This is a genomic window from Paenibacillus anaericanus (genome assembly GCF_003994475.1).
Lineage (GTDB): Bacteria > Bacillota > Bacilli > Paenibacillales > Paenibacillaceae > Fontibacillus > Fontibacillus anaericanus.
On record NZ_RZNY01000003.1, the window covers coordinates 390,913 to 414,605 of the forward strand.

Here is a 23,693-nt window from a genome sequence, read left to right on the forward strand (position 1 = left end):
TATCTGATTGAATAATTTACCAATTAATTAATGCTCCAACAGGTAAGCACGTGAGTAATCAACCGCGCCACTATAGTCAACAACTACATTTTTCAAATACGGTTTCACAAGTGAAACGTTAGTGTAGTAGTACAAAGGCAGAATAGCCATATTGTCTTTGACAAGGATTGTTTCTGCTTGACTGAACTTCTCGTCACGCACTTTAACATCGTCTGTTGCTTTTGCTTCCTGAATCAACTTATCATACTCTGGGTTCGCGAAACCAACGTCATTGTTACCACCGCCGGTAGTCCACATATCCAGGAATGTCATAGGATCACTGTAATCTGCAGTCCAACCAGCGCGAGCGATTTGGTAATTAAGGCTGTTACGATTTTGTAAGAAAACGCCCCACTCTTGGTTTTCCGTTTTCACATCAACACCAAGGTTGTTCTTCCACATATCAGCTATAGCCAGCGCAATTTTCTTGTGGCCTTCACTAGTATTATAGATCAATGTAACTTCAGGAAGCTTGGTATATCCTTCTTCTTTCATACCCTCTTCAAGGAGTTTTTTCGCTTCATCATAGTTCTCTTGGAAATACTCGGAATCAGCATGTGCAGCACGGAATTCACCCTCTGCTCCTTCGATACCCGGAGGTACGAAACCATAGGCTGGAATTTGACCACCCAAAGATACCTTTTCTACAAGATCTTGACGGCTAAGCGACATTGCAAATGCTTTACGGATTTTCTCATTATCAAAAGGCTTAGCTGTAACGTTAAATTGATAGTAATAAGTACTAGCTATACCTTTAACATGAAATTCATCTTTAAGTTCATTCTTAACAATTGGAATTTGATCCGTTGGAATTTCTCCGTTTGGATGACCCGCACGATCCAATTCACCATTTTTATAGCTGGCAAGTTCAGTAGCACCACTTTCAACCAAAGACATATTGATCGTGTTTAGCTTGATGCTTTCTGCATCCCAGTACTTGTCATTTTTAGTCAACTCAATTGTTTGACCTTTATCCCAAGTTGTTAAAGTGAATTCACCGTTCACAACCATTTTATCTTTGTTAACTGCCCATTTAGGATCTTCTTTAACCGATTGGTGAATCGGGAAAAACGTATAGAAAGAAGTTAGTCCCAAGAAATATGGTGTAGGTGTATTAAGATTAACTTCCAAAGTGTTAGCGTCGATTGCTTTAACGCCTACTTCGTTGAAGTCAGTAAGGGTACCTTCATTATATTCTTTAGCACCTTTGATGTAATACAATTGATATGCATAAGGTGGAGCTGGATCAGTCTTAGGGCTAAGGACGCGTTCCCAAGCGAAAACGAAGTTTTCTGCTGTTACTGGGTCACCATTGCTCCAAGTTGCGCCTTGACGAAGATGGAACGTATATTTAGTACCGTCAACTTCCCATTTCTCTGCTGCTGCAGGAACGGCTTGACCAGAGTCATCAATACGTGTAAGACCTTCATACATTAGATTAAGTACTGTGTTTGCTTGACTGTCTTGAGCTTGGCCTGGGTCAAAAGTAGGTGGTTCAGCAGACAAGTTAATTCTCAGCGTTTGATCTGCAGCCAATTTTTCTGTAGCTTCACCAGTGTTGCCGCCTGTGTTGGTTCCGTTGTTACCTCCGCTTGATGCATTGTCATTAGATCCACAAGCTGAGAGCAGCGTGCCGATAGCAAGAACAAATGTCAGCAGAAGCAATAAACTTTTATTCTTCTTCATCTTGCAAATTCCCCCCTAAAAAAAGTTTTTGGTATATGTTTTAAGATTATACAACCAGCGGTCAAAAAAATCCATTAAATATTCAGGACATAGGGTTGCACATTCTAAAAAAAACAAAATTATTAACAATATTGTCTATTATACATTATTGACATTTCGATATTTTTTAATTATTACCTTAAAAAATAAGGCTCAGATCCAAATCAGAGGTACAGTCCCTAAAGTGGAATGGTGCTATATTTAGGAGGATGTTACCATCACTGTTAAAGGAATAGTGCTTGAATTGAACCACATAAAGTGGAAATCCTCCTTGTAACTGTAAACACTCCGCTTGTCCACATTCCTCCAAACTCCACTGTTGTATTCATACTGTCAATCACTGATTTATAGATTGAGCCTTAAATATTCCCCACTGGAGGAAAGATATTCACTAATTATGTTTAACTATGCAGCCGCTAAATATGTAATAAAACTAATTAAAAACAAGATTATATACGCGATCCCCGTTCCCGCAAAGGCTAATCTCCAAACTGCCCGAAACAACCTCTTCGCGTCAACCTTACCTTTCAGACGATTCTGCGCCCCCCCAATTAATCCGCCAACAATCAGTAATATTAGAACTATAAGGTATAACCCAAAACCTGAATTAAATACATTGTTAAAAAGTGCTGACACCGACAAAATTAGAAATAACGTGGTTACATCCATCGCAAGCTTAATGGCTGCCTTCTTGTCTCTCTGAAAATAGAAATGAATGAAATAGACCAATAAAAAGGGGATAAACGGCACGATAGACAGAACAGCCAACAGACCCATGTTCCACCTCCTAAAAGTTTTGTGAGCAATAACTACTTGGAATTACTTCGTACAAAACTTGCATCGTATGCATACGCTTAGTTTTGTGAGCAATTCAGATCGATATGCGATTAGTGGATGGCAAGCCACGTATAAGTTGCCAAACCATTTCGTGTCCAGGTGCAGAAACTCCAGCAGAACGTCCCATTTCAACCAGATAACCATTGATAAAATCTACCTCAGTAGGAACTCCCTGAAGTACATCATTCAACATTGAAGAGATATTTCCAGCAGTAGAACGACACACTTCAGAAACTTGCTCATACAGAGCGGGATCATATGATATTCCATTTGCCTGATAAATAGCTGCCCCTTCTTGGCAAAGCTGTCTGAGCAAGTTTCTACGCTCCTCTGTCTCCAGCAACTCACCATTGGGAATTCGCCATAATGCTGTCAATGGATTAACAACTGCGTTAATCAATAGTTTCCTAAAAATTTCCCTATCGATGTCTTTCGACAAAAAGGCAGGGAATCCTGCTATATCTAGCGTATTCACCAAACTTTCTCCTCTATCATCCCCATATATTCCCTTTTCAGCTTCTCTTTGATCGGATTTCGGACTCCTTCTCTCAACTATACCTATAGTCGTCTTCCCAACCCCAGATCGAATTACACGTTCTGTTCCAATCCGCTTTCCTCCTTCGGTTGTAACCGCCGTGTAGATCTGTCTACCTTTCAAAAAAGTTAATAATTTTTCTACATGTCCCATTCCATTTTGAAAACATAATGTCCCAGTCCTCTCTCCATGCAGTGACTGAATTATGCTCAACAGCTCTCCATCTATATGTCGCTGTTTAGTCGTTATAAACACCCAATCATTTTCTCTATACTCACCGATCTTAACAGCTTCTTTAATCTGATGAGCTTGGAATTTACTTGCTTCAATCTGATGAAGCGATCCATCAGATTCTTCCAATATGTACCCTTGCTTAGTGAGTAAGTCCGCTTGATGATTAGTTCTTGTCCAAAAGGTAACTTCATGTCCCGCATTTAGCAGTTTCGCTCCAAAAAGCAAGCCTAACGCTCCCGCTCCTATGATCTCAAACTTCATTCCAATCTCTCCTTCTACTTACACATTATAGCTTCTCCGCATTTAACCTATCTTCTTTATACCAAATCCTTACCTACAAACACAAAAAAATTCCGTCAAAGTTGACGGAATTCTCTGTGGTAATTACTCTATTCAATGCGCTCAAGATTACCATTTGCATCCATTTTAAATCTCGTCTTTGACTCATCTTCCTCTTCATTCAGAAATGCAAGACGACGTGCTCGATCCATAATTTGAATCAGTGCTCTATAGTCGTCATTCACGACTCTATAGTCCGTCTGTACTTCATTCACTTGGGCAGAGAGCCTATTATTATGTTTGCGAAGGAGCTCCAGTTCTTCGTCTCTCTCGCGCAATTCCTTCTCCAAGGATTTCATATGGCGACTTGTTTCTTGTACCGTATTTTTCCATCCTCGCAAAAAGCGAATAACAGCATCGATCGAAATCGTCTCTTCCGTTACCCCTTCACTTCTATAATTTCCGTCTTCCAGTTCAACAGAAGCCAAAGAAGCTAAGGAAGCGATTGCTGAATTGCCCACAATTGAGCCTTGTTTCTTCAAATAATTACGTTTCTGTCTTTGTGCCTTAGCAATTCCAATAGCAGCATCGTATTTTTTACGAATACAACTGTTCCACCGGAAGCCACAGGCTGCCGCGGTCCTTCCGATTCTTTCACCCACTTCTTCAAATGCAGTAAGTTGTGTACTACCTTCCCGTATATGCCGCAAGGTAACTTCTGCCAATATCAAATCATCTTCTGTACTCCATGCATCTTGTCTCACAGCTGTCATACTATAAATACCTCCTAACGACATCTAATAACCGCCTTCTTAGCCATCAACCCATTGCGTTATTTCAATTGGTTGATGCTCAAAAGACCTCTTACTCCATTTCTATGCCTCTTAAAGAGTTCATAGAATCTATTTGATACTATTTTGTATGTCCAAAAAAAGTTACTGTCATACATTCATCTATAAAAGACTAATAAAAAGAAAAATATATCATTAAAAACTCCATAACACTTTTGGATAATCTCGCATATAACTATTATATAAATCACAATTCGATGCCTATATTTTGGTTTTTATTGACTTTTTGTTTACACTTTTTGGGGCTACGGGTATAATATTGGATAGAGGTTAATACTGTGTATACATATGAAGGGGGAGTTAATCGTGGCACGCATGTTCCGCGTTCTTGGCTTTTTCACACTCGTCATTGGCCTGATGGCCTTTGCAGGTGATCTAATTGAAATGGCTCTGCTATTTTTCCTGCAAACTGCTTTTTTCGTGGTCTTCGGTTACCTGAAGTTTACAGAGAGAACGTATATCCTGCTTTTCTGGGGATATATGATCGTTGCATTTACTGGATTTAGCTATTGGACGATCTTTCAAATGGGCATGCCCCTCTAATTATTTGACGAATACGATCCTCCCCAAATTTCAAATGTATTTAGAAGACGATTCCGATGTAACATCCGGGTCGTCTTCTTTTCGTACAGAAGGAATAAATCAGACATGCTGATATTTCCTTTCCTAAGATCATATATATATGTACATCAACTTAAGGAGAGGATCGCCCTTGTACAGACGTATCATATCCTTATGTGTCCTGTTCTCTCTTTTAACGTTAGTTTGCTTCCGGGCTCCTTCATTAGCAGCTGCAATAACCGAGGAAGAACAAGCCATACTAGAGAAAAGTTTATCCATAATAGAAATTGACAGGGAGATCGCACGGATCGAAACGAGACAACAAGAAACAGAAACCTCTGTCGCTATGCTAAATCAACAACTTGCTGAAAAGGATGAACAGATTATTACTAGCCGGGAACAGGCAGGTATTAGGATCAAAGCTTATTATATGGGAGAAAGAGAATCTTTACTTGGTGCTCTCTTATCGGTGGACAGCTTGAGAGATTTCTTCTCCGTCCTAGATTATTACCAGATCATCGCCGAGAGGGATCAAGATATTCTAGGCACCTATAAAACTGAATACAGTTCTTTGAAAAAAACGAAGGATACTCTAGATAAGCTTTCTAATGAACTTTCAGATATGAAAGAGAACTTACTTAAGCAACGCGAGCGAGTAGCTACTTTACAGCAAAGTGTTGATAACTCACTCAGTGCAAGTGCTGACCCAGATAAATTGCAAGCTATGATTCAGGAGTTAACCAACTATTGGGAAAGTGTTGGACTTAAAGAAGTACGCAAATATTTTCATGCACTTTCCTTGGCGATGTCAGAGTTTCCTGATTTTTTGAGTAATCATAAAGACAGTCTAATCTCTGTTAAAGGAGGATATACACTTGTCATCCGTGAAGAGGAACTAAACAACTTCCTACATGATAAACAAGATCTATTACGTAATATGTCTTTCAAGTTTGAAGAGTCAAAAATAATCGCACAAGGAAGCAGTGATGAGTTTGATCTAAAGATAGAAGGACACTATTCCGTTGAGAACGCACCTGATAATTCCATTATGTTTCACGTTGATCGTCTTATATTTAATGGTTTTGAACTTCCAGATACGACATCCCGGGAACTCGAGAAAGACTTCGATCTCGGATTCTATCCTAAACAAATAGTCCCTTTCATAGAAGCCACCGAAGCGACAATCACAAAAGGGATTTTAACTGTAAAACTGAAATTATCTATTTAATATAAAAAAGTGCTACTTTTATTTCACTTCGATAATCGTTTCATCGTTAATCTCAGATATTCGGGTCATATAGTCTTCAGCATTTATTGTCCCTCTCAGAAACTCTCTTGAAGCTCTTGAGAATTCATCCATTTGAGCAGGAAGTGTAGCCCCTACAGGCAAGCTTCCTCCTTGTTTATTCACTAATGAAGCTGGCACCCATTCCGGCAATCCATTCTTAGTGGAGTTATAATAAAGTGATTTGAGCACTGGAAGATGCCCTGTCATAGCATACCAATCACGCTGTCCTGCTTGGTTCGTCATCTCAGAAATCCACGATCCAGCAGCTTCGGCATTGTCAGTTTGTGCCGATACTACGTAACTTCGTCCATTAATCCACATCGTTCTTCCAGAATTGGTTGGCTCAGTGAACGAGATCTCCATTCTTGGATATTGGCGAACATCCGCCTCTGATGCTCGGGCCAATATAATAGCTACCTCTCCGTTATAGAACTTCTTCCAGCCGTCCTCAGCTAACTCACTAGAGCCCTCAATTAGGTTCAACAAATGAGGTCGTAGCAATTCAATTTGCCGGATTGCTACCTCCGTCTCCTCCGTAAGTGTAAATGGAGATATAGGGGATATTTCATTAGCTTCTAAGCTCTCTCCTCCCAATTGCCACAGCAATGACATACTCGCAAAAGGATCTTCATAATTTAAGCCCAGAAGATAAGGAATTTCTTGTTGGTTCATAAACTCAGAGATTAGTCCTGTCCATTCTAGGGCAGATGTCGGTAGTTTCTCCAATCCAAGCTGTTTGAGTGCTACAGGATTGTATGCTAATACGTATGGATCCACATCCAGTGGAACCCCCCAAACATAACTGTTCCATTCATTCTGCGCCAACGAAGAACTTAACACTTCCCCGGTCAACGATCCGAAATAATAATTCTCTGTAGGTAATAGATAACCTTCAGCAGCAAATCTACGAATCCAGACATTGTCGAGCAATAATACATCTGGTGATTCACCAAGTTCAAGTTGCAACTCAGTTGAGGAATATGAAGCTTCCGGAGGGATATTCACCAATTCAACTTGTATGGGATGTGTATTCATATACGATTGATTCATTTGCTGAAGAAGAGTGAAGTCTGCCTCATCCATTTGCACCAGAATTTTAAGATGCCCTTCTTCTTGAACCTTCTCCGGACTTGGAGGATGGATCATTTCCGCATTTCCAACATCCTCATTGCTGATGTTGGCCGAATTCTTGCTCGGTGACAAATTTATCAACGCCAACAGAAGGATGGCAAAAAGCAACCAATGGTTTCTACGCTTCACATCCATTCTTCCTCTCCACAAGTTCTAAGCGCTATCATTACCATTCATAATAACAAATTTCCGCACCTTTTGTCCTACTAATCTTGATAATATAATCTTCTTCAGAATCATATCACTCTCTATGCTAGTATCCTGTTATTAGTTCAACAGTTATCTGCAAAATAAAACGCCGAATGGCTACCATTCGGCGTTTTTTTATACCTAAATTTAGAACTCCAATCTCTTTATTACAATAAGTCAGCCGCCAATTGAGCGAGTTTGGATCGTTCTCCTTTTTCTAGTGTGATATGACCACTAATCCCCTGTTCTTTGAAACGCTCCACCAGATAAGTTAACCCATTACTAGCGGAGTCAAGATAAGGGTGATCAATTTGCTCTGGGTCACCCATAACAACAATTTTGCTTCCTTCTCCTACCCGTGAGACTATGGTCTTTATTTCATGACGCGACAAGTTCTGTGCTTCATCCACAATTATGAATTGTCCTGGTATTGAACGCCCACGAATATACGTTAGAGCTTCCACTTGGATACTCCCAAGTCCCATCAATATTTTATCAATATCGCCAGATTTCTTCGTATCAAATAGATACTCCAAATTATCATATATAGGCTGCATCCAAGGTCGAAGTTTCTCTTCCTTCTCACCAGGCAAATATCCTATATCCTTACCCATAGGCACAACAGGACGCGCAATCAACAGCTTTTTATATTTATGTTCGTCCTCTACCTTTAGTAACCCCGCAGCTAATGCAAGTAAAGTTTTTCCTGTTCCCGCCTTACCCGTAATGGTAACTAACGGTATATCATCATTAAGCAGCAATTCCAGTGCCATCCGTTGCTGAGCATTCCGAGCACTAACCCCCCATACCGATTCTGTACTCAAAAATAACGGCTCTAACTTTAAACCATCTTCATTGACTTTGAGTAAAGCAGATTTACCAGTGCCCATTTCATCCTTCAAGATGACAAATTCATGAGGGTATAGGGAATACGAAAGCCCCAGCGGTTTTATCGGTAAAGATCGATAGGTATAAAATTCATCAATGATTGAGGGATGGACTTTAATCGTGGAATAACCTGCATATAATTCACTTGGACCCGCAGTACGATCGGTCATATAATCCTGAGCAGTAATACCGAGTACGTCTGCTTTGATTCGTAAGAGCACATCCTTACTAACTAATACGACTGGACGTGGTACATCCTGATCGCCTTCTTCTAAATGATAATTTAATGCTACTGCCAAAATCCGGTTATCGTTAGTAATCTCACCGAACATTTCCTGAACTTTAACGAAACTTCGATGATTCAATTCCACTTTGAGGATTCCACCATTATTAAGCGGAACACCGTCATGTAAATGCCCTTGCTCACGTAGTGCATCCAATAACCTTGACACACCCCGTGCATTTCGTCCGATTTCGTCGGGATTCCTTTTCTTCGAATCAATTTCCTCAAGTACTACAGCCGGTATGACCACTTCATGTTCATCAAAGGCAAAAATCGCATTGGGATCGTGCAACAATACATTCGTATCTAATACAAATATTTTTTTCATTGATATCCCCTCCACGGTGGTCATTGCAGCCTTTTATTCAAATACATATTTTTCTCCGCCTTGGGAAATCTAAATAACAGAAAATATATCGAGATCAGATCATCTCCGAAAGGACGGATCAACATGCGAATATGGCTGTGTTTGTTATTGATGGCTTCTCTGCTTGCTGGCTGCGGTACTATGTCAAAAAAGGCATCACCCTCTCCTCAGAATCAAACGGAGAATACTCCCCGGGTACAGAGCACCAATCAAAACGGGACTAGCAAAATTACAGGATTAAGTAAAAATGAACAAATTAACAGACAAACTCATCTTGAAGAATTAGTTAAACATGTAGAAGGCGTTAAAGGGGCTCACTGTGTAGTCTTGGGCAATACTGCAGTTGTCGCCATTGATGTAGAAGGAAATTTAGAACGTGCACGTGTTGGTAGTATCAAATACACTGTTGCCGAAGCACTTCGCAAGGATCCCCAAGGTGCGAATGCGATCGTAACAGCCGATCTTGACCTATCGCACCGCATTTCAGAAATTGGTCAAAAGATTAAAGAAGGTCACCCTATATCTGGGTTTGCCACAGAGCTTGCAGATATCATGGGTCGTATCGTTCCGCAGCTTCCAAAAGACACCAAACCAAGAGCGAATACCAATCAACCAGCCAACCCAATAAATAAATTAGAACAAAAAACGACTACACCTAAGAATGATAAGACTAAAGAAATGAAAATAGCACCAGATGGAAAATCTTAAACCGCTCTAAGAGCCTGCAATACAAGAAAAAGCCCAGCGAATAATCGCTAGGCTTTTTTCATTGCGGAGAATACTTGAGCATCCAGCATGTCCGCAGCACGCTGATCATAAACTTTAGCATATTCTGGAGGTGATGCAAGCTGCGCACCATAGAAAAGAGCATTACGTACGGCTTCGATATGCACATCGAAGCAGCACATTTTAAATGGCACGTCAGCAAGCGGGTCTTGCACTACATCAGCCTTACCATTAATAGCATAAATGGTGTTCTTGCCAAACACCGTTACTGTGACACAATGATTGGCCTTAATATTATCAACAAGACGTGAACGATGATCAAGCGCAAGACGAAGCGTGGAGTGATCCACCGCATAGATCCATGAAATCGCACTGGAGGTTGGCCCCCCAGACTCAAGGTCTACTGTATTAAGCAGAACAAAAGTCTCGGACTGAAAGGTGGAAAACAATGATTCCGACAATTGAGTAACGACTTCGGACACGATATCAGCCCTCCTGTGAAGTACAATTGCTCTATCTAGTTCACCTGTATTATATCATGTTGTAAAACTTACATTCAATGCTCATTTACCGTCTAAGGAAGAACTCTCATCCTTTGCAGGTAAATTAGTACCGGCAAGCTCGTCTTTCAAAGCCTGCTTAGCCTGTTCAAATTCAGTTTCGTTCAAATATACATAGGGGCTCTTCCATTCTCCGGTCACCGGCATGAAATCAACGTTCTCCTTAGATATATTCCAGTAGGTAGTAATCATATTCTTCATTTGCGCCGACTCAAAGTCAGTTTCCACATTTTTACCTATAGCCTTAATTACATTTCCAGCACCAAGAACGCCGTTCATTGACTTGGCTTGATCCATCAAAGCATGTAATACTTCATTCTGCCGTCTGTTACGATCAAAATCATCAGAGGCTTTCGTCTTAGGGCTACAATTTGACTTACGGTAGCGAACATACCCAAGCGCCTTATCACCATCTAGATGCTGAGCGCCTTGCTGTAAATTGATGTCAGTACCATCCGCGCGATCGCGGTAACACATATTGGCATCTACATTTACATCAACACCACCAAGAGCATCTACAACATCACGAAAACCTTGAAAATTCATAACGACCACATAATCAATTGTAAGATCAAAATACTTACTCATCATCGTCTTCATTTCCTGTTTAGCAGAGATTCCAGATTTCTTCTCTTTTGCTAGGAAATTCGGATAGAATGCATTGATTTTATTGGTCTTGTAACCATCCATCTGCATACGCGTATCCCGCGGCAGTGAAACAATGGTCGCAGATTTCGTTTCGGGATTTATCGCGATAACCATCATGACATCGGTAAGATGTGTGCCCGTCTCTGGTCGATAATCTGTCCCAAGTAATAACATCGTAATCGGTTTGACCTTTGCTGAGTTCTCAGGAGCAACTGCTTCTGGCGACCCGGTCTCATCAATCACGTCATTTAGCGTAACTACCATAGAACCTAGATATATACCCACACCAATTACCAGTAAAATAATTACCGTAAGTAGCACCTTAAGAAATTTCCTAGCACCACTTGACTGTTTCTTCTTCTTTGTTGAACCCTTTGAGGATCGTCTTTGACTCCGCTCACGAGGAGGTAAGCCGCTGCGGTTAGAACTCATGAATTCAAACACCTTTTTTCATTTATAATATAGTCACATTACTAATCCATACTATTCGACTTTATCTTCAGCGATCGGTGTAGACTTCAGTTTCTTGTTCCGACGGCCTTCCACAAAATAACGTATGCGAACCATAAGCATAAGAATAACGGCAACCAGAAGACACTGAATAATAGGTAGCTTATCAATTTGAAAAATAAGCAGAAGAAAGGAACCTATTGCCATCAACAAGTAGAGCACTACTTCCTTCAAAAGCGACAGCTTTTGACCAGCACGAAACACCTTGTTGTATACGAAGAACACTAGCACCAGAATAATTAGATAAGAAATTACTGGATGGTTAGCAAACCAAGATTGCAACACGGTTCCCTCCTTCTTGGGAATCACAAGTTTATATTAGATATTAGCTTCTGCGTTTTTGCGTTGTTTCTCAAAACGTTCACGTTCGCTCTTATTAAGAATTTTCTTACGAATACGAACGGATTTTGGTGTGATTTCACAAAATTCATCATCGTTGAGGTACTCAAGAGCCTGCTCAAGCGAGAAGAGACGTGGTGTTTTCATTTTGACAGTATCCTCTTTATTGGCTGAACGAATGTTATTGACTTGCTTCTCTTTACAGATGTTAACGATAATATCGTTATCACGAGTGTGCTCACCAACAACCATACCCTCATAGATGTCTGCTCCTGGCTCTAAGAAAAGAATTCCACGATCTTCAATAGACAAGATACCATACAAAGTGGAAACGCCATTCTCACTAGATACCAATACACCTTCATGGCGTCCGCCAACTTGGCCACTTACGACTGGTCCATAGCTGTCAAAAGCATGGTTCATGATACCATATCCACGTGTCAAAGTTAGGAAATGAGTAGAATATCCGATCAATCCACGAGCTGGAATGAGGAATTCAAGACGAACATTACCAGCTCCGTTGTTGATCATGTTCACCATTTCTGCTTTACGTGATCCAAGACTCTCCATTACTGAGCCCATGCTTTCTTCTGGAACGTCGATCATCAAACGTTCAATCGGTTCCATTTTGACTCCATCAACTTCCTTGATGATAACTTCAGGTTTCGAAACTTGCAATTCGTAACCTTCACGGCGCATATTCTCGATCAAGATCCCTAAATGAAGTTCTCCACGGCCCGATACGATAAAGGCATCAGGACTATCTGTATCATCTACACGTAGCGATACATCCGTCTCAAGTTCTTTATACAGACGCTCACGCAATTTACGGGAAGTAACCCACTTACCTTCACGACCAGCAAAAGGACTGTTATTAACAAGGAATGTCATTTGTAGTGTAGGCTCGTCAATTTTCAGTACCGGAAGTGCTTCTGGTTGATTCGGATCCGCAATGGTCTCACCAATATTAATATCTTTAATACCGGCGATAGCTACAATATCACCAGCTCCAGCTTCAGCAATTTCCACTCTACGTAGTCCTTGGAAACCAAACAATTTCTCGATACGAGCTGATTTTTTGCCACCGTCGCGAGTCATGACCGTTACAGGCTGACCTTGACGAATAATACCGCGATTTACACGACCGACAGCAATACGTCCCATATACTCGTTGTAATCCATTAATGTAACTAGGAATTGTAGCGGTTCATCAACTTTTTCTGTAGGTGCCGGAATATGTTCGATAATCGTATTGTAAAGGGCAAGCATGTTTTCATCTTGCTGCTCAGGATTCATACTTGAAGTTCCGTTTAGTGCAGATGCATATACTACGGGGAATTCCAACTGTTGATCTGTTGCTTCAAGTTCAATAAATAGATCAAGAACTTCATCAATGACTTCAGCTGGTCTAGCAGCAGGGCGGTCAATTTTATTAACTACCACAATTGGAGTGAGTTTTTGTTCTAGTGCTTTGCGAAGTACGAATTTAGTCTGAGGCATACAGCCTTCATACGCATCAACGACGAGCAATACGCCGTCAACCATTTTCATAATCCGTTCTACTTCTCCACCAAAGTCGGCGTGTCCTGGAGTATCAACGATATTTATCAAGTACTCTTTATACGTGATCGCTGTATTTTTGGCCAAAATTGTAATACCACGTTCCCGCTCAATATCGTTAGAATCCATCGCGCGCTCGGTTACTGCCTCGTTATCACGAAAAATCCCCGATTGTTGTAACAGTTTATCAACTAGTGTTGTTTTACCATGGTCTACGTGTGCAATTATTGCAATATTCCGAATCTCATTTCTTTCATGCATAGTCTTTTCTCCATATCCTTTCGTCTCTGTGTATTTAGTTTTTTTCTCCCTTAAGCCGGGAGCGGCGTAGTTCACCACAAAAGAAGCGTCGGACGAATAAAATGCCGACGCTTGACATATCCCTTATATTATACGCAAAATTTCGAATAATTCAAGAACTTTCCAGACATCACCATAGTCGCCGACTCTTACCACGGGCCGTAATCAATAATATACCCCCGATGATAAGTACAATAGCTATAAGATAAATGATGGATAAGGAGAATAATGTCCATCCAAGCATAATAACAGAAAATACTCCAAGTATCAGGGCCGCGAGTAATACCCCGCTCTGGCGCTGCGAAGGCGCCGAAGCCAAATCGTACTCAAGTAACCCTATGGCTATCCCCAAAATAAAGAAAGGCCATGTGTACTTAAGGGTGCCAAATCCCCAGATATTGGCGATGAAGAACAGTATACTGTAGGTAATCAAGATGCCCCCAGGAAGAAGTAATTCCGCAGGACCCCTTCTTAAGTAATGCCAAAGGTGGAACAAAATGCCGGGAATTAGCAAGAGTAGCGGCCACAGCGCTTTACCTAGAAAACTGAAAACTCCTAATTTTCCAAGCAAGATGATGATCCCTGCAGCCAGAATCAAAATACCGGTTGTAAGCTTGTTGTTGTCGGTCATTTCATCACACACCTTCCAAATGACAATAGGGGACAAGCCGCTGCAAAATACGACATTACCCTTCTTACACCCAGTTTAAATGAAAATGAGGAAAAAAACCACTCTCCCCTCATGAAAAAATCCAAAAATATCCTAAGTGAAATTTCATTTTTATTGAAGAAAATACTAATCTTTGGCACACAAAAAGAACCAGCTGCTGGCTGCTGGTTTTCTTTACTCCCATATGTTCGATTTTAGGCTTATTCATCCGCGTTTGGCACTATAATTTTTGAACCAACCGAACATAATTACTGTTACAGCCAAAATAGTTGGAATCATATTGGCGAACATGGGGATTGCTAAGGTAATCATTGACCCAAGCTGCGGGTCATGCAGCAACATTCTACCAGCTGTGTAACCCAATATCCCTGCTCCAACATAACTAAGCAGCGGCAGACGATGTAACCAATCCGCGATTAAATTACTTCCCCAGACGACAATAGGAATACTGATGGCAATTCCGATGACTAGGATGGCTAGATCTCCATCAGCAAGCGCCGCTATGGCTAGTACATTATCCAGGCTCATAATGATGTCTGCAACGAGGATGGTTTGCACCGCTCGCCACATCGTACTCGCTTCTTCTGTTCGGGTGCTATCATCATGAGGAAGTAGAAGTTTAAAGGCAATACCTGCGAGGAAAATCCCACCAGCTGCCTGAATAAATGGAATTTGTAATAGAATAACCGCTACCCACGTTAGTAGGCAACGTAATACTACAGCACCCAAAGCCCCCCACCATACTGCCTGTTTACGCTGCTTAAGTGGTAAGTTTTTACTCGCCATGGCGATGACCACAGCATTATCACCACTTAACACTAAATTTATAATCAGTATTTCAGACAACAGAAGTATATGCTCCACAATCATCCCTCCCCTACAGTACTATGAGGGGATGAGCCAAGCTATGACTAGTTCACAAAAAATCACTTGGACAATGACTCCTTTTTGTTATTAAATACGTATATAGCCTATAGAGGAAGTGACATGAGTGGAATTATTCAGTGCTACATTTTTTATCTCATTGATCAATATTATTTTTATTGATCTCATTTTGGCCGGGGACAATGCAATTGTGATTGGTATGGCAGCTAAGAAGCTACCTCAGACCGTGCAGAAGAAAGCGATTCTTTATGGGACGGCCGGTGCCGTAATACTACGAATTTTAGCAACTTTAGTCGTAGTCTGGTTACTTGAAATCCCTTGGTTACTTGCAATTGGAGGTGCCATGCTGGTGTTTATCGCCTACAAGGTATTAGCCGATGAAGGGGATCACGATTCAATTGAAGCCAAAAGTTCGCTTTGGCCTGCAGTACGGACTATAGTTATCGCCGATGCGGCTATGGGTCTTGATAATGTCATAGCTGTCGCAGGTGCGTCTCAACAGCATATGGTGCTCGTTGTCATTGGATTACTGATCAGCGTTCCAATTGTGATCTGGGGAAGTACGTTATTTATTAAGTTATTAGATTCATTTCCCTGGATCTCTTATGTCGGAGCTGCAGTTTTAGCCTATACAGCCGCCCATATGATTACCACGGAACCGCATTTCCTACCTTTCTTTGAGGACAAGCCTATACTGCGCTACCTATTTATTCTAATTGTAATGGCTGCAGTACTCGGTCTGGGTTTCCGTAAGAAAAAACTTCAACGGGAAAAAACGAAGAACCAACAATCCCAAATAGCAACTCACTAGTATCTCATACGACTAGGAAATAAGAAGCCGGAAATCTCCCTTAGGGTTGAATTCCGGCTTCTTGTTTTAGAACCATTTATCTTGCACGACCGGCTCTTCACCAGTACTTCTATCAATGTCCTGATCAGGTCTTATACATAGGGTCTCAGTTCCTTGAACCGCCTTTTCAATTTCCTCTGTCAATTGAGTTAACGACGCTTCAGCACTCTCAATGATCCTTAAATTAGGGTTTGTCGCAGGTGATTTAGGAACAAACAACGTGCAACAGTCTTCATAAGGGAGAATTGACAACTCATAAGTTCCGATTTGCCTTGCCATTGAAATAATCTCCTCTTTGTCACTCATGACGAGTGGCCGCAAAAGAGGTAAATCCGTTGCCCTACCTATCACGTTCATACTTGACAGGGTTTGGCTTGCCACTTGTCCTAAGCTATCCCCTGTTACCAAGGCTAAAGCTCCATTATTCTCCGCTAATCGAGTAGCGATGCGCAGCATGGCCCGTCTCATCAACGTGATCATCAGATTATCATGACCACTCTGGGACAAGATGGTTTGAATCTCTGTAAAAGGAACCAAATGAACCTTGATCTGTCCAACATAACTGGATAATACTCGAGCTAAATTTAAAACTTTCTCTTCCGCCTTTTTGCTTGTAAATGGATAGCTATGAAAATGAACGCATTCTATTTCCAACCCTCGACGCATGGCTGACCAACCCGCCACTGGGCTATCAATTCCTCCTGATAGAAGCAACATAGCCTTCCCATTGCTCCCCAGTGGATAACCTCCGGCTGCTTGGATAACTTCAGTATATAGATAAGTTTCCTGCTCTCGAATTTCTACCCGCAAATTTACTGCAGGATGATGAACATCTACCTTTAATCCTGGAACTGCCATCAGAATGGGTGTACTAACCAGTTTATTCATTTCAAGTGAAGGATGAGGAAATCCCTTCCAAGCTCTTTTAGCACTCACTTTAAATGTTTTCTCTCCTGCCCAGGATATGCCTTTCATGAAAGAAGTAGCTCCAGATAGGATATCTTCCAAATTCGAAGAAACTGTATTCATTGGAGAGATGGATGTTACACCAAATACATTTTTGAGAGCATCAATGATTTCATGGGCAGGCTCCCCATTTAACACGACATAAATTCGGCCATAATCCTTTCTGGCTTCAGTTCGAGGATAAGCACGTAACAACAACTTGACGTGGGACAAAGCCGCCTTCTCAAATCTTGATCGATTCTTGCCTTTGATCGTAATTTCTCCGAACCTAAGCAGCAGCAAATCGTATTCCGGCATTATGATGTTTCTCCTTTTAATTGATGTAATTGCTTAAGTACTTTGCCAAGCGACTTTAACAATTTATTAATATGTTCCTCTGTATGCTCTTCTCCTAAACTAATGCGCAGACCTGTAGATGCTGTCTCCGTATCCTTCCCTATGGCAAGTAAAACTCGACTTGGCTTACGCTGTTTGGAGGAACAAGCTGATTGTGTAGACACGAACATTCCTTCCTCTTCCAGCATGTGCAATATCACTTCAGCCTTCATACCGGGACAAGAGAAATGTACAATATGTGGGGCCCCTGCTCTATCTGAGTTCAGCACCAGTTCAGGTAACTCAGTAATCCCCTGAATTAGCATTTCCTTCAAACCTGATAATTTCCGGGCTCTAGTTTCCCAATTTTCATTCGTTAGTCTAATGGCTTTGGCCATACCCACGATATACGGAATATTCTCCGTACCTGCTCGTAATCCGCCTTCTTGGCCTCCTCCGGACAGAAGAGGAGATAAGACTAGACCCTCACGCACATACAATAGTCCAACCCCTTTAGGGCCTCTCCATTTATGTGCTGAAAGGCTATATAGATCAATACCACTTTCCACAATAGATAGCGAGACTTTGCCAAAACCTTGCACCCCGTCGACGTGGAATAACACACGGGCGTGATCCTTCTTCAGCATTTTCCCAATCTCAGTGATCGGTTGAACAGAACCAATCTCATTATTGACATGCATCACGGAAACCAAGACTGTATCTTCACGTATTGCGGCAGCCACTTGTTCTGCATTAACCAATCCAGTCGAATTCACGGGCAGATAAGTAACTTCCCATCCTAAGGTTTCTAACTGCTTACAACATTCATAAACAGAGGAGTGCTCAGTGTTGGTAGTTATGATATGCTTACCGCGGCTAATATACTGTAATGCAGAACCTTTGAGAGCCAGATTATTACTCTCGGTTGCTCCAGAAGTGAATATGATTTCACTGGGCTTAACCTTTAAAGCTTCAGCGCAAACCTCGCGTGCTTTTCTTAATAATTTACCACTTTCTTCTCCTAAACGATGCAGCGATGACGGATTCCCAAAGTGTGCAGCCATTACCTCTGCAATCGTTCGAGTCACATCCTCATAAGGAGGAGTGGTTGCAGCGTGGTCAAAATAGATCACAAATCTCACCTCTAAACTAATATTTCAAAAAAAGACCAAAAGAAAAAACGCGAAAATCCGGATCCCGGAGCGTTTTCCCATTTTGATCTCTGTATACTTACTCAGCGATAATCGCCGTATCTACTTAGAATATATTAATCCCCATATTTTGTACGGGCTAATTCAATCTTGCGGATATAATTTTGCGTCTCTTGAGGAAGCAGATCCAACTTTTCCATTAATTGCTGATCATTCGTAATCCCAAGTCTTTGCACACGCCCAGGTCCTGCGTTATAGGCCGCTAATGCTGTCTTCTCATTCCCGTTAAAACGTTGAAGCTGATAGGATAAATAACGTGTTCCCCCATCGATGTTTTGAGCGGGATCAAATGAATCACTCACTCCGAGTCCTCTAGCCGTACCATCCATCAGTTGCATCAACCCTTTTGCTCCCGCGGAAGAAACAGTTGATGCGTTAAATGAAGACTCTGTCTCGATGACTGCTTTAATTAGACTCTCTGGCACACCGTATGTCTGACTCGCACGGGATACCAACTCATCGATATCCTTACTGGCTCCTGTTGGGATTGAAGCTGATGTATTCATATCCAACATATTAATGTTACCACTTAATTCGGTTTCTCCAAAGGACTGCAACATTTGCCACATTTCCTCAGTCATCATTTCTGATGTAAGACCGCCTTGAAGCTCATTCCTAAGTGTACTTTCCGCATCTTGTCCCTCGGAAATCATCAATTCTTTCAACAATATGTCAAATAGTGATTCTCCTTTATCGCTGGAAGTAGTTCCAACTGAGGTACCCTGTAGGTCAATGCTATTTGCCATTTGTGATTTAATCAGTTGCCCCATAGTACGAGGATCTATTTGCATATGTTAGATGCTCCTTTTCTTTTCCAAAAGGGAAGGTTGTCTATAGTTTACACTCCAACGACGACAATAACCACTCATTTTTCGCAAAAATCGTCATCCTTCAAAAAAAAAGGACCTTCGTCCTAAGGGACGAAGGCCTACAGAAATATAAAATTTATAAATTACACAAACTGACTATAGCCAAAATTAACGAGTCATTGGAATAAGAATGAAATAACTCAGAGTCGCCAGTATGCCTAGACCAATGGACCAAGCTCCAGAAGTTTTCCGACCTTGGCTATAAGCATAAAAACCCATGATTGCCGCTATTGGTCCTAAGATTATAGACCACATAAAGAGGGACAGAATACCCAATCCAACACCGACGTATCCTACAGTACTTCCCATCGTACTATCCGAGATATCGCTGCTTTCCATCGCCGTAATTTCACCTTCTCGCTCATGGTTCTCATGGCGTTCTTCGCGCTTAGTGTCCCTGCCAAAGATCTCTCTTGGAGCAACCTCAGCTGAGTATTCCTCCTGGTGAGTAATGCGTGGATAATCCTTACGCTGTTTACCCCCATTTCCGTTCCCGCTCTTATACGCCGGAGAAAATTTCTTAGTGTCGTCCCTACCCTTGGAATGATTATGATTATGGTTAGACATCCAAAGCACCTCCGTAGTTTAATTTCGTGTGTACTTAGACAGTACACTTCGATAATTACGATGATTTCGGCCTAAATGTGTGACAACATGTAGCAGATGATGTGCTTGCCTTGTCTTGATGATCGCTATCGAAGGATTCCCCCGCAAACTCCGCACCATAGTGCTTCGTTGCATGTTGATCGATGTCGATCATGATTGCCTCTGCTTGACAGAAATTGTTCTCTCCCCAGAAGGTACAATTTGATACGCTGCATTTGACAATAGGCTTGTCGCCATTTGGCATTTTGATCACCTCAAGCTTCATTTTCCCCGATCAAACAATTTGCTATGCGGAATGAGTGTTGTTAAATCGATGCAAAAAATAAAAAAATGCCTTTACGGCATCTCTGAAACATATCACAAAAGTAATAAATCCAAGCATTGCTTAGCTATTTATATTCCTTTCCTAAACGCATAAAAAGTTGATCTAATTCGAAGGATAAACTTAACTAAGTTAGTGATTATTGAAGGAGGCAACGCTTGTGAATTGGCGAAAATGGGTAGCTTTAGGAGTAGCGGGAATCGTAGCCGTGGTGGCGATTTCGCTCTTCCCCTCAACAGAAACCACACCACGTCATAATGCTGGACAACCATCAGCACCAACACCAGCTCAAGAAAAAAATTTAAAGCATAGTATGCTTAAGCAAGATATGGTTGCAACAGAGCGTATGTCACGATTAGATGCCAAGGGACATCTGAAGTCACTCTCCGTCGAATTAGGTAAATTAACAACAGAAAAACAAAAGAACTACATTACCAATCTACAAAAGGATCATAAGCATTTCCAATCCATCTCATGGCTTGATCTATCCAGCGGCAAAGAACAAAAACTGGATCGACCACAATTTAAACCTAGTGCTGAAGAGAAGAAAGAACTTCATACTTATTTGAGTTTTGCCCGCAAAGCACTATCCCAATCTAAGTCATATGAATCTCCGGCATTCCCTGAAAATGATCCTAAATATTTCGTAGCCGCGCAACCGATTTCCAATCACAAGCAAGGTGTAATTGCCGTAATGGATGCGGGTATTTTAAATCGGGTAAAGGATCATCAGAATAAAAATTTACGACTTATCCCCTATCCAAAAGAGGGGAAATATAAGGTGGAATCGATAAACGCAGATACGCATCGAGACATGACCGTTAAAACAGGCCATGACAATGAAAATGCGAGCCATTATTACGAAAATGAGATTGTCGTGACCTTCGAGCGAGAACCCTCTGCGTTCGAAATGAAACAAATACAGTCCGAACTTAAGTGCAAACCTGCACGCAAAATCGCAAGTACCTATATTTTCCACTCTGATGACAAGAATATGGAGCAAATGAAACAATATTTCATCAGCAAGTGGAAACCAAAATATGTAGAACCTCACTATCTATATATGACTAATGAAACAGATGGCCTGGATATTGGGACGACGTCGACGGAAATTCCTAATGATTTATTATTCGCGGAATACCAATGGAATTTACCCATTATCGAAACAAACCGCGGTTGGAATGTGACTAAAGGTAGTAATGATGTGATCGTCGCCGTAGTCGATACTGGTGTTGACCTTAATCACCCGGATCTTCAGGGTAGGCTACTAAAAGGATACAACGCTATCGATGAGAGTGCAAAACCGATGGATGATGTGGGGCATGGCACGCATGTTGCGGGTATCATCGCAGCCAATGTGAATAATCACGAAGGCATTGCAGGTATGATGTGGGGAGGAAAGATTCTACCTGTTAAAGCTCTGGATGATTCAGGTTCGGGTACCAGTTATTCTGTCGCACAGGGGATCATTTGGGCAGCGGACCATGGGGCCAAGGTCATAAATATGAGCCTAGGAAATTATGCCGATGCGAACTTTTTACATGAGGCTGTCAAATATGCCTTTGACCGGGATATCGTGCTTATTGCCGCTACCGGCAATGATAATACGGAACGTCCAGGTTATCCTGCAGCCTATCCTGAAGTATTATCTGTTTCGGCAACTGATTCAAATCTAGGGAAAGCGTCCTTCTCCAATTACGGTGACTATGTAGATGTGGTGGCACCAGGAGAAAGTATTGCTAGTACTTATCCGGACAATCAGTACGCTGCACTCTCAGGGACCTCAATGGCAAGTCCTCATGTAGCAGCACTTGCGGCATTGATTCGCTCTATAAACCCAGACCTCAAAAACACGGAAGTCATGGACATCATTCGTAAGAATGTGATTGATCTAGGGGATGTTGGGCGAGACAAATATTTCGGATATGGACAGATCGATGTTTATGCAACACTTCAAGCCGCTGGAGGTGCCGGTTCCCCTTTACAGTTCTGGCCACAGTACTTTCAGCAAAAAATAAATCGGACTTTAGAAGGGAAATGAACCTATAAGTTGACACTCTTCACTGTGATTAGACTAGCTACGATCACGAAAATTTATAATCGTAACATGAGCCCCGCTACCGATTTCACTTAAAGGGAAATTCTCCTGTTTAGTTGATAAGAGACCCCAGTAATTCTCTTATAACTGGAAATATGGACCTCTGTCAAAAAAGTGGACACTACCTTAAGCGAATTAAGCAGATTTCTTCTGAAACTGTGCAGCAAAACGAATCGGTGACAAGTATCCGAGAGCACCGTGAATTCGCTTGCGATTGTAAAAAAACTCAATATATCGAAACAACTCGTCTTTGGCTTGTTGTTTGGTCCTAAACCTTCTGCAATAAACGAGTTCCTTCTTTAGGATGCTATGAAACGATTCAATACAAGCATTGTCGTAGCAATTTCCCTTGCGACTCATGCTAGAGATCATGTTGTAGTTCTTAAGCAATTCACGGTATTCTGTGGATGCGTACTGTGCTCCACGATCAGAATGGTGAATGAGACCTTCCTCAGGCTTCTTGGCTGCGTAGGCATCCTTTAACGCCTCAAGGACTAATTCAGTTGTCATACGGTCAGCCAGTCGCCACCCCACAATCTCACGAGTGCACAAGTCCAGAACGCTTGCAAGGTATAACCGACCCTCTCTGCACGGAATGTAGGTAATATCTGTGACCCACACCTTGCTNGGCTCCGTACTTTGAAACTGTTGGTTCAGGATGTTGGGTGCAATGGCCATATCATGATTAGAATCGGTAGTTTGTACTTTGTACTTTCTTGAAACACAAGAACGTAAACCAAGCTCTTTCATATATAGGCCTACCGTTCGTTCCGTCACGTTACACCCTTCTTTGTTCAGCAAAAATGTGATCTTTGGTGCACCATAGCGCTCTTCTGAGTCACTGAAGTGGTAGCGGATCCGCTCTAACACTTGGTTTTTCCGCAGCTCTTGTTGGCTAGTCTCATGGTTTCTCCATTTGTAATAACCGCTCCGGGAAACGCTAAGTACATCGCACATCTTCTCCAATCGAAACTCGGAGCGACTATTCTCGATGAACTGAAATCTCAGTTCTTTGGTTTGCTGAAGATGTGCACTGCTTTTTTTACAATCG

The 23,693-nt window shown here is 41.6% G+C and carries 23 protein-coding genes; 5 read left to right on the forward strand and 18 right to left on the reverse strand.

Features of this window, described 5'->3' with window-relative positions; all coding sequences use genetic code 11:
* Positions 1–27: 27 nt before the first annotated feature.
* The 4 genes from EJP82_RS06115 to EJP82_RS06130 all read right to left on the reverse strand — a co-directional run bounded on the left by EJP82_RS06115 (position 28) and on the right by EJP82_RS06130 (position 4,422).
* Positions 28–1,725: a peptide ABC transporter substrate-binding protein gene (locus tag EJP82_RS06115; RefSeq protein WP_127191140.1), complete on the reverse strand. Its 1,698-nt coding sequence runs from the start codon at positions 1,723–1,725 to the stop codon at positions 28–30.
* 444 nt (positions 1,726–2,169) lie between these two features.
* Positions 2,170–2,541 (reverse strand): DUF3397 domain-containing protein, encoded by a 372-nt coding sequence (locus EJP82_RS06120; RefSeq protein WP_127191141.1) that lies wholly within the window; start codon positions 2,539–2,541, stop codon positions 2,170–2,172.
* A gap of 94 nt (positions 2,542–2,635) precedes the next feature.
* Positions 2,636–3,631: a ketopantoate reductase family protein gene (locus EJP82_RS06125; protein ID WP_127191142.1), complete on the reverse strand. Its 996-nt coding sequence runs from the start codon at positions 3,629–3,631 to the stop codon at positions 2,636–2,638.
* Positions 3,632–3,759: 128 nt separating this feature from the next.
* Entirely contained in the window at positions 3,760–4,422 is a 663-nt protein-coding gene (locus EJP82_RS06130) for an RsfA family transcriptional regulator (RefSeq protein WP_127191143.1), read from the reverse strand.
* Positions 4,423–4,806: 384 nt separating this feature from the next.
* On the opposite strand from EJP82_RS06130, the gene EJP82_RS06135 reads away from it, so the two are divergent.
* Entirely contained in the window at positions 4,807–5,043 is a 237-nt protein-coding gene (locus EJP82_RS06135; RefSeq protein ID WP_127191144.1) for a DUF2626 family protein, read from the forward strand.
* A gap of 169 nt (positions 5,044–5,212) precedes the next feature.
* Complete coding sequence (locus EJP82_RS06140; protein WP_127191145.1) at positions 5,213–6,289, forward strand: coiled-coil domain-containing protein; 1,077 nt, start codon at positions 5,213–5,215, stop codon at positions 6,287–6,289.
* 18 nt (positions 6,290–6,307) lie between these two features.
* Here EJP82_RS06140 and EJP82_RS06145 read toward each other — a convergent pair whose 3' ends face one another.
* Both EJP82_RS06145 and EJP82_RS06150 read right to left on the reverse strand, forming a co-directional pair.
* Positions 6,308–7,609, reverse strand: a complete 1,302-nt coding sequence (locus tag EJP82_RS06145; RefSeq protein ID WP_127191146.1) for an ABC transporter substrate-binding protein — start codon at positions 7,607–7,609, stop codon at positions 6,308–6,310.
* A gap of 227 nt (positions 7,610–7,836) precedes the next feature.
* Positions 7,837–9,168: a PhoH family protein gene (locus EJP82_RS06150; RefSeq protein WP_127191147.1), complete on the reverse strand. Its 1,332-nt coding sequence runs from the start codon at positions 9,166–9,168 to the stop codon at positions 7,837–7,839.
* Between the two features lie 123 nt (positions 9,169–9,291).
* Here EJP82_RS06150 and EJP82_RS06155 point away from each other — a divergent pair, with 123 nt between their 5' ends.
* Positions 9,292–9,915 carry a YhcN/YlaJ family sporulation lipoprotein gene (locus EJP82_RS06155; RefSeq protein WP_127191148.1) on the forward strand — a complete coding sequence of 208 codons (624 nt, stop codon included), beginning with the start codon at positions 9,292–9,294 and terminating at the stop codon, positions 9,913–9,915.
* A gap of 47 nt (positions 9,916–9,962) precedes the next feature.
* On the opposite strand, the gene EJP82_RS06160 is transcribed toward EJP82_RS06155, so the two are convergent.
* The 6 genes from EJP82_RS06160 to EJP82_RS06185 all read right to left on the reverse strand — a co-directional run bounded on the left by EJP82_RS06160 (position 9,963) and on the right by EJP82_RS06185 (position 15,384).
* Entirely contained in the window at positions 9,963–10,415 is a 453-nt protein-coding gene (locus tag EJP82_RS06160; protein WP_127191149.1) for a pyridoxamine 5'-phosphate oxidase family protein, read from the reverse strand.
* A gap of 81 nt (positions 10,416–10,496) precedes the next feature.
* Complete coding sequence (locus tag EJP82_RS06165) at positions 10,497–11,573, reverse strand: LCP family protein (RefSeq protein ID WP_127191150.1); 1,077 nt, start codon at positions 11,571–11,573, stop codon at positions 10,497–10,499.
* A gap of 51 nt (positions 11,574–11,624) precedes the next feature.
* Positions 11,625–11,933: a YlaH-like family protein gene (locus EJP82_RS06170; protein WP_127191151.1), complete on the reverse strand. Its 309-nt coding sequence runs from the start codon at positions 11,931–11,933 to the stop codon at positions 11,625–11,627.
* Positions 11,934–11,969: 36 nt separating this feature from the next.
* Complete coding sequence (typA, locus tag EJP82_RS06175; protein WP_127191152.1) at positions 11,970–13,811, reverse strand: translational GTPase TypA; 1,842 nt, start codon at positions 13,809–13,811, stop codon at positions 11,970–11,972.
* Positions 13,812–13,980: 169 nt separating this feature from the next.
* Positions 13,981–14,481, reverse strand: a complete 501-nt coding sequence (locus EJP82_RS06180) for a hypothetical protein (RefSeq protein ID WP_127191153.1) — start codon at positions 14,479–14,481, stop codon at positions 13,981–13,983.
* A gap of 243 nt (positions 14,482–14,724) precedes the next feature.
* A complete protein-coding gene (locus EJP82_RS06185; RefSeq protein WP_127191154.1) occupies positions 14,725–15,384 on the reverse strand; it encodes a TerC family protein in 660 nt (219 codons plus the stop codon).
* A 127-nt stretch (positions 15,385–15,511) separates the two neighbouring features.
* On the opposite strand from EJP82_RS06185, the gene EJP82_RS06190 reads away from it, so the two are divergent.
* Entirely contained in the window at positions 15,512–16,216 is a 705-nt protein-coding gene (locus tag EJP82_RS06190) for a TerC family protein (protein WP_127191155.1), read from the forward strand.
* Between the two features lie 66 nt (positions 16,217–16,282).
* Here EJP82_RS06190 and thiI read toward each other — a convergent pair whose 3' ends face one another.
* The 5 genes from thiI to EJP82_RS06215 all read right to left on the reverse strand — a co-directional run bounded on the left by thiI (position 16,283) and on the right by EJP82_RS06215 (position 20,487).
* Positions 16,283–17,518, reverse strand: coding sequence for a tRNA uracil 4-sulfurtransferase ThiI (thiI, locus tag EJP82_RS06195; protein WP_127191156.1), 1,236 nt, complete (start codon positions 17,516–17,518; stop codon positions 16,283–16,285).
* On the reverse strand, positions 17,518–18,669 hold the full coding sequence (locus EJP82_RS06200; protein ID WP_127191157.1) for a cysteine desulfurase family protein: 1,152 nt from the start codon (positions 18,667–18,669) through the stop codon (positions 17,518–17,520). The genes thiI and EJP82_RS06200 overlap by 1 nt, the downstream gene beginning before the upstream one ends.
* A 134-nt stretch (positions 18,670–18,803) precedes the next feature.
* Positions 18,804–19,538, reverse strand: coding sequence for a lytic transglycosylase domain-containing protein (locus EJP82_RS06205; RefSeq protein WP_127191158.1), 735 nt, complete (start codon positions 19,536–19,538; stop codon positions 18,804–18,806).
* A 186-nt stretch (positions 19,539–19,724) separates the two neighbouring features.
* Positions 19,725–20,183 carry a hypothetical protein gene (locus EJP82_RS06210; protein ID WP_246053991.1) on the reverse strand — a complete coding sequence of 153 codons (459 nt, stop codon included), beginning with the start codon at positions 20,181–20,183 and terminating at the stop codon, positions 19,725–19,727.
* A 55-nt stretch (positions 20,184–20,238) separates the two neighbouring features.
* Entirely contained in the window at positions 20,239–20,487 is a 249-nt protein-coding gene (locus tag EJP82_RS06215; RefSeq protein WP_246053992.1) for a DUF1540 domain-containing protein, read from the reverse strand.
* Positions 20,488–20,704: 217 nt separating this feature from the next.
* Between EJP82_RS06215 and EJP82_RS06220 the strand changes: the two genes are divergently transcribed.
* Positions 20,705–22,585: a S8 family peptidase gene (locus EJP82_RS06220; protein WP_127191159.1), complete on the forward strand. Its 1,881-nt coding sequence runs from the start codon at positions 20,705–20,707 to the stop codon at positions 22,583–22,585.
* Positions 22,586–22,777: 192 nt separating this feature from the next.
* Here EJP82_RS06220 and EJP82_RS06225 read toward each other — a convergent pair whose 3' ends face one another.
* Entirely contained in the window at positions 22,778–23,650 is an 873-nt protein-coding gene (locus EJP82_RS06225; protein ID WP_425464324.1) for an IS3 family transposase, read from the reverse strand.
* Positions 23,651–23,693: the final 43 nt, after the last annotated feature.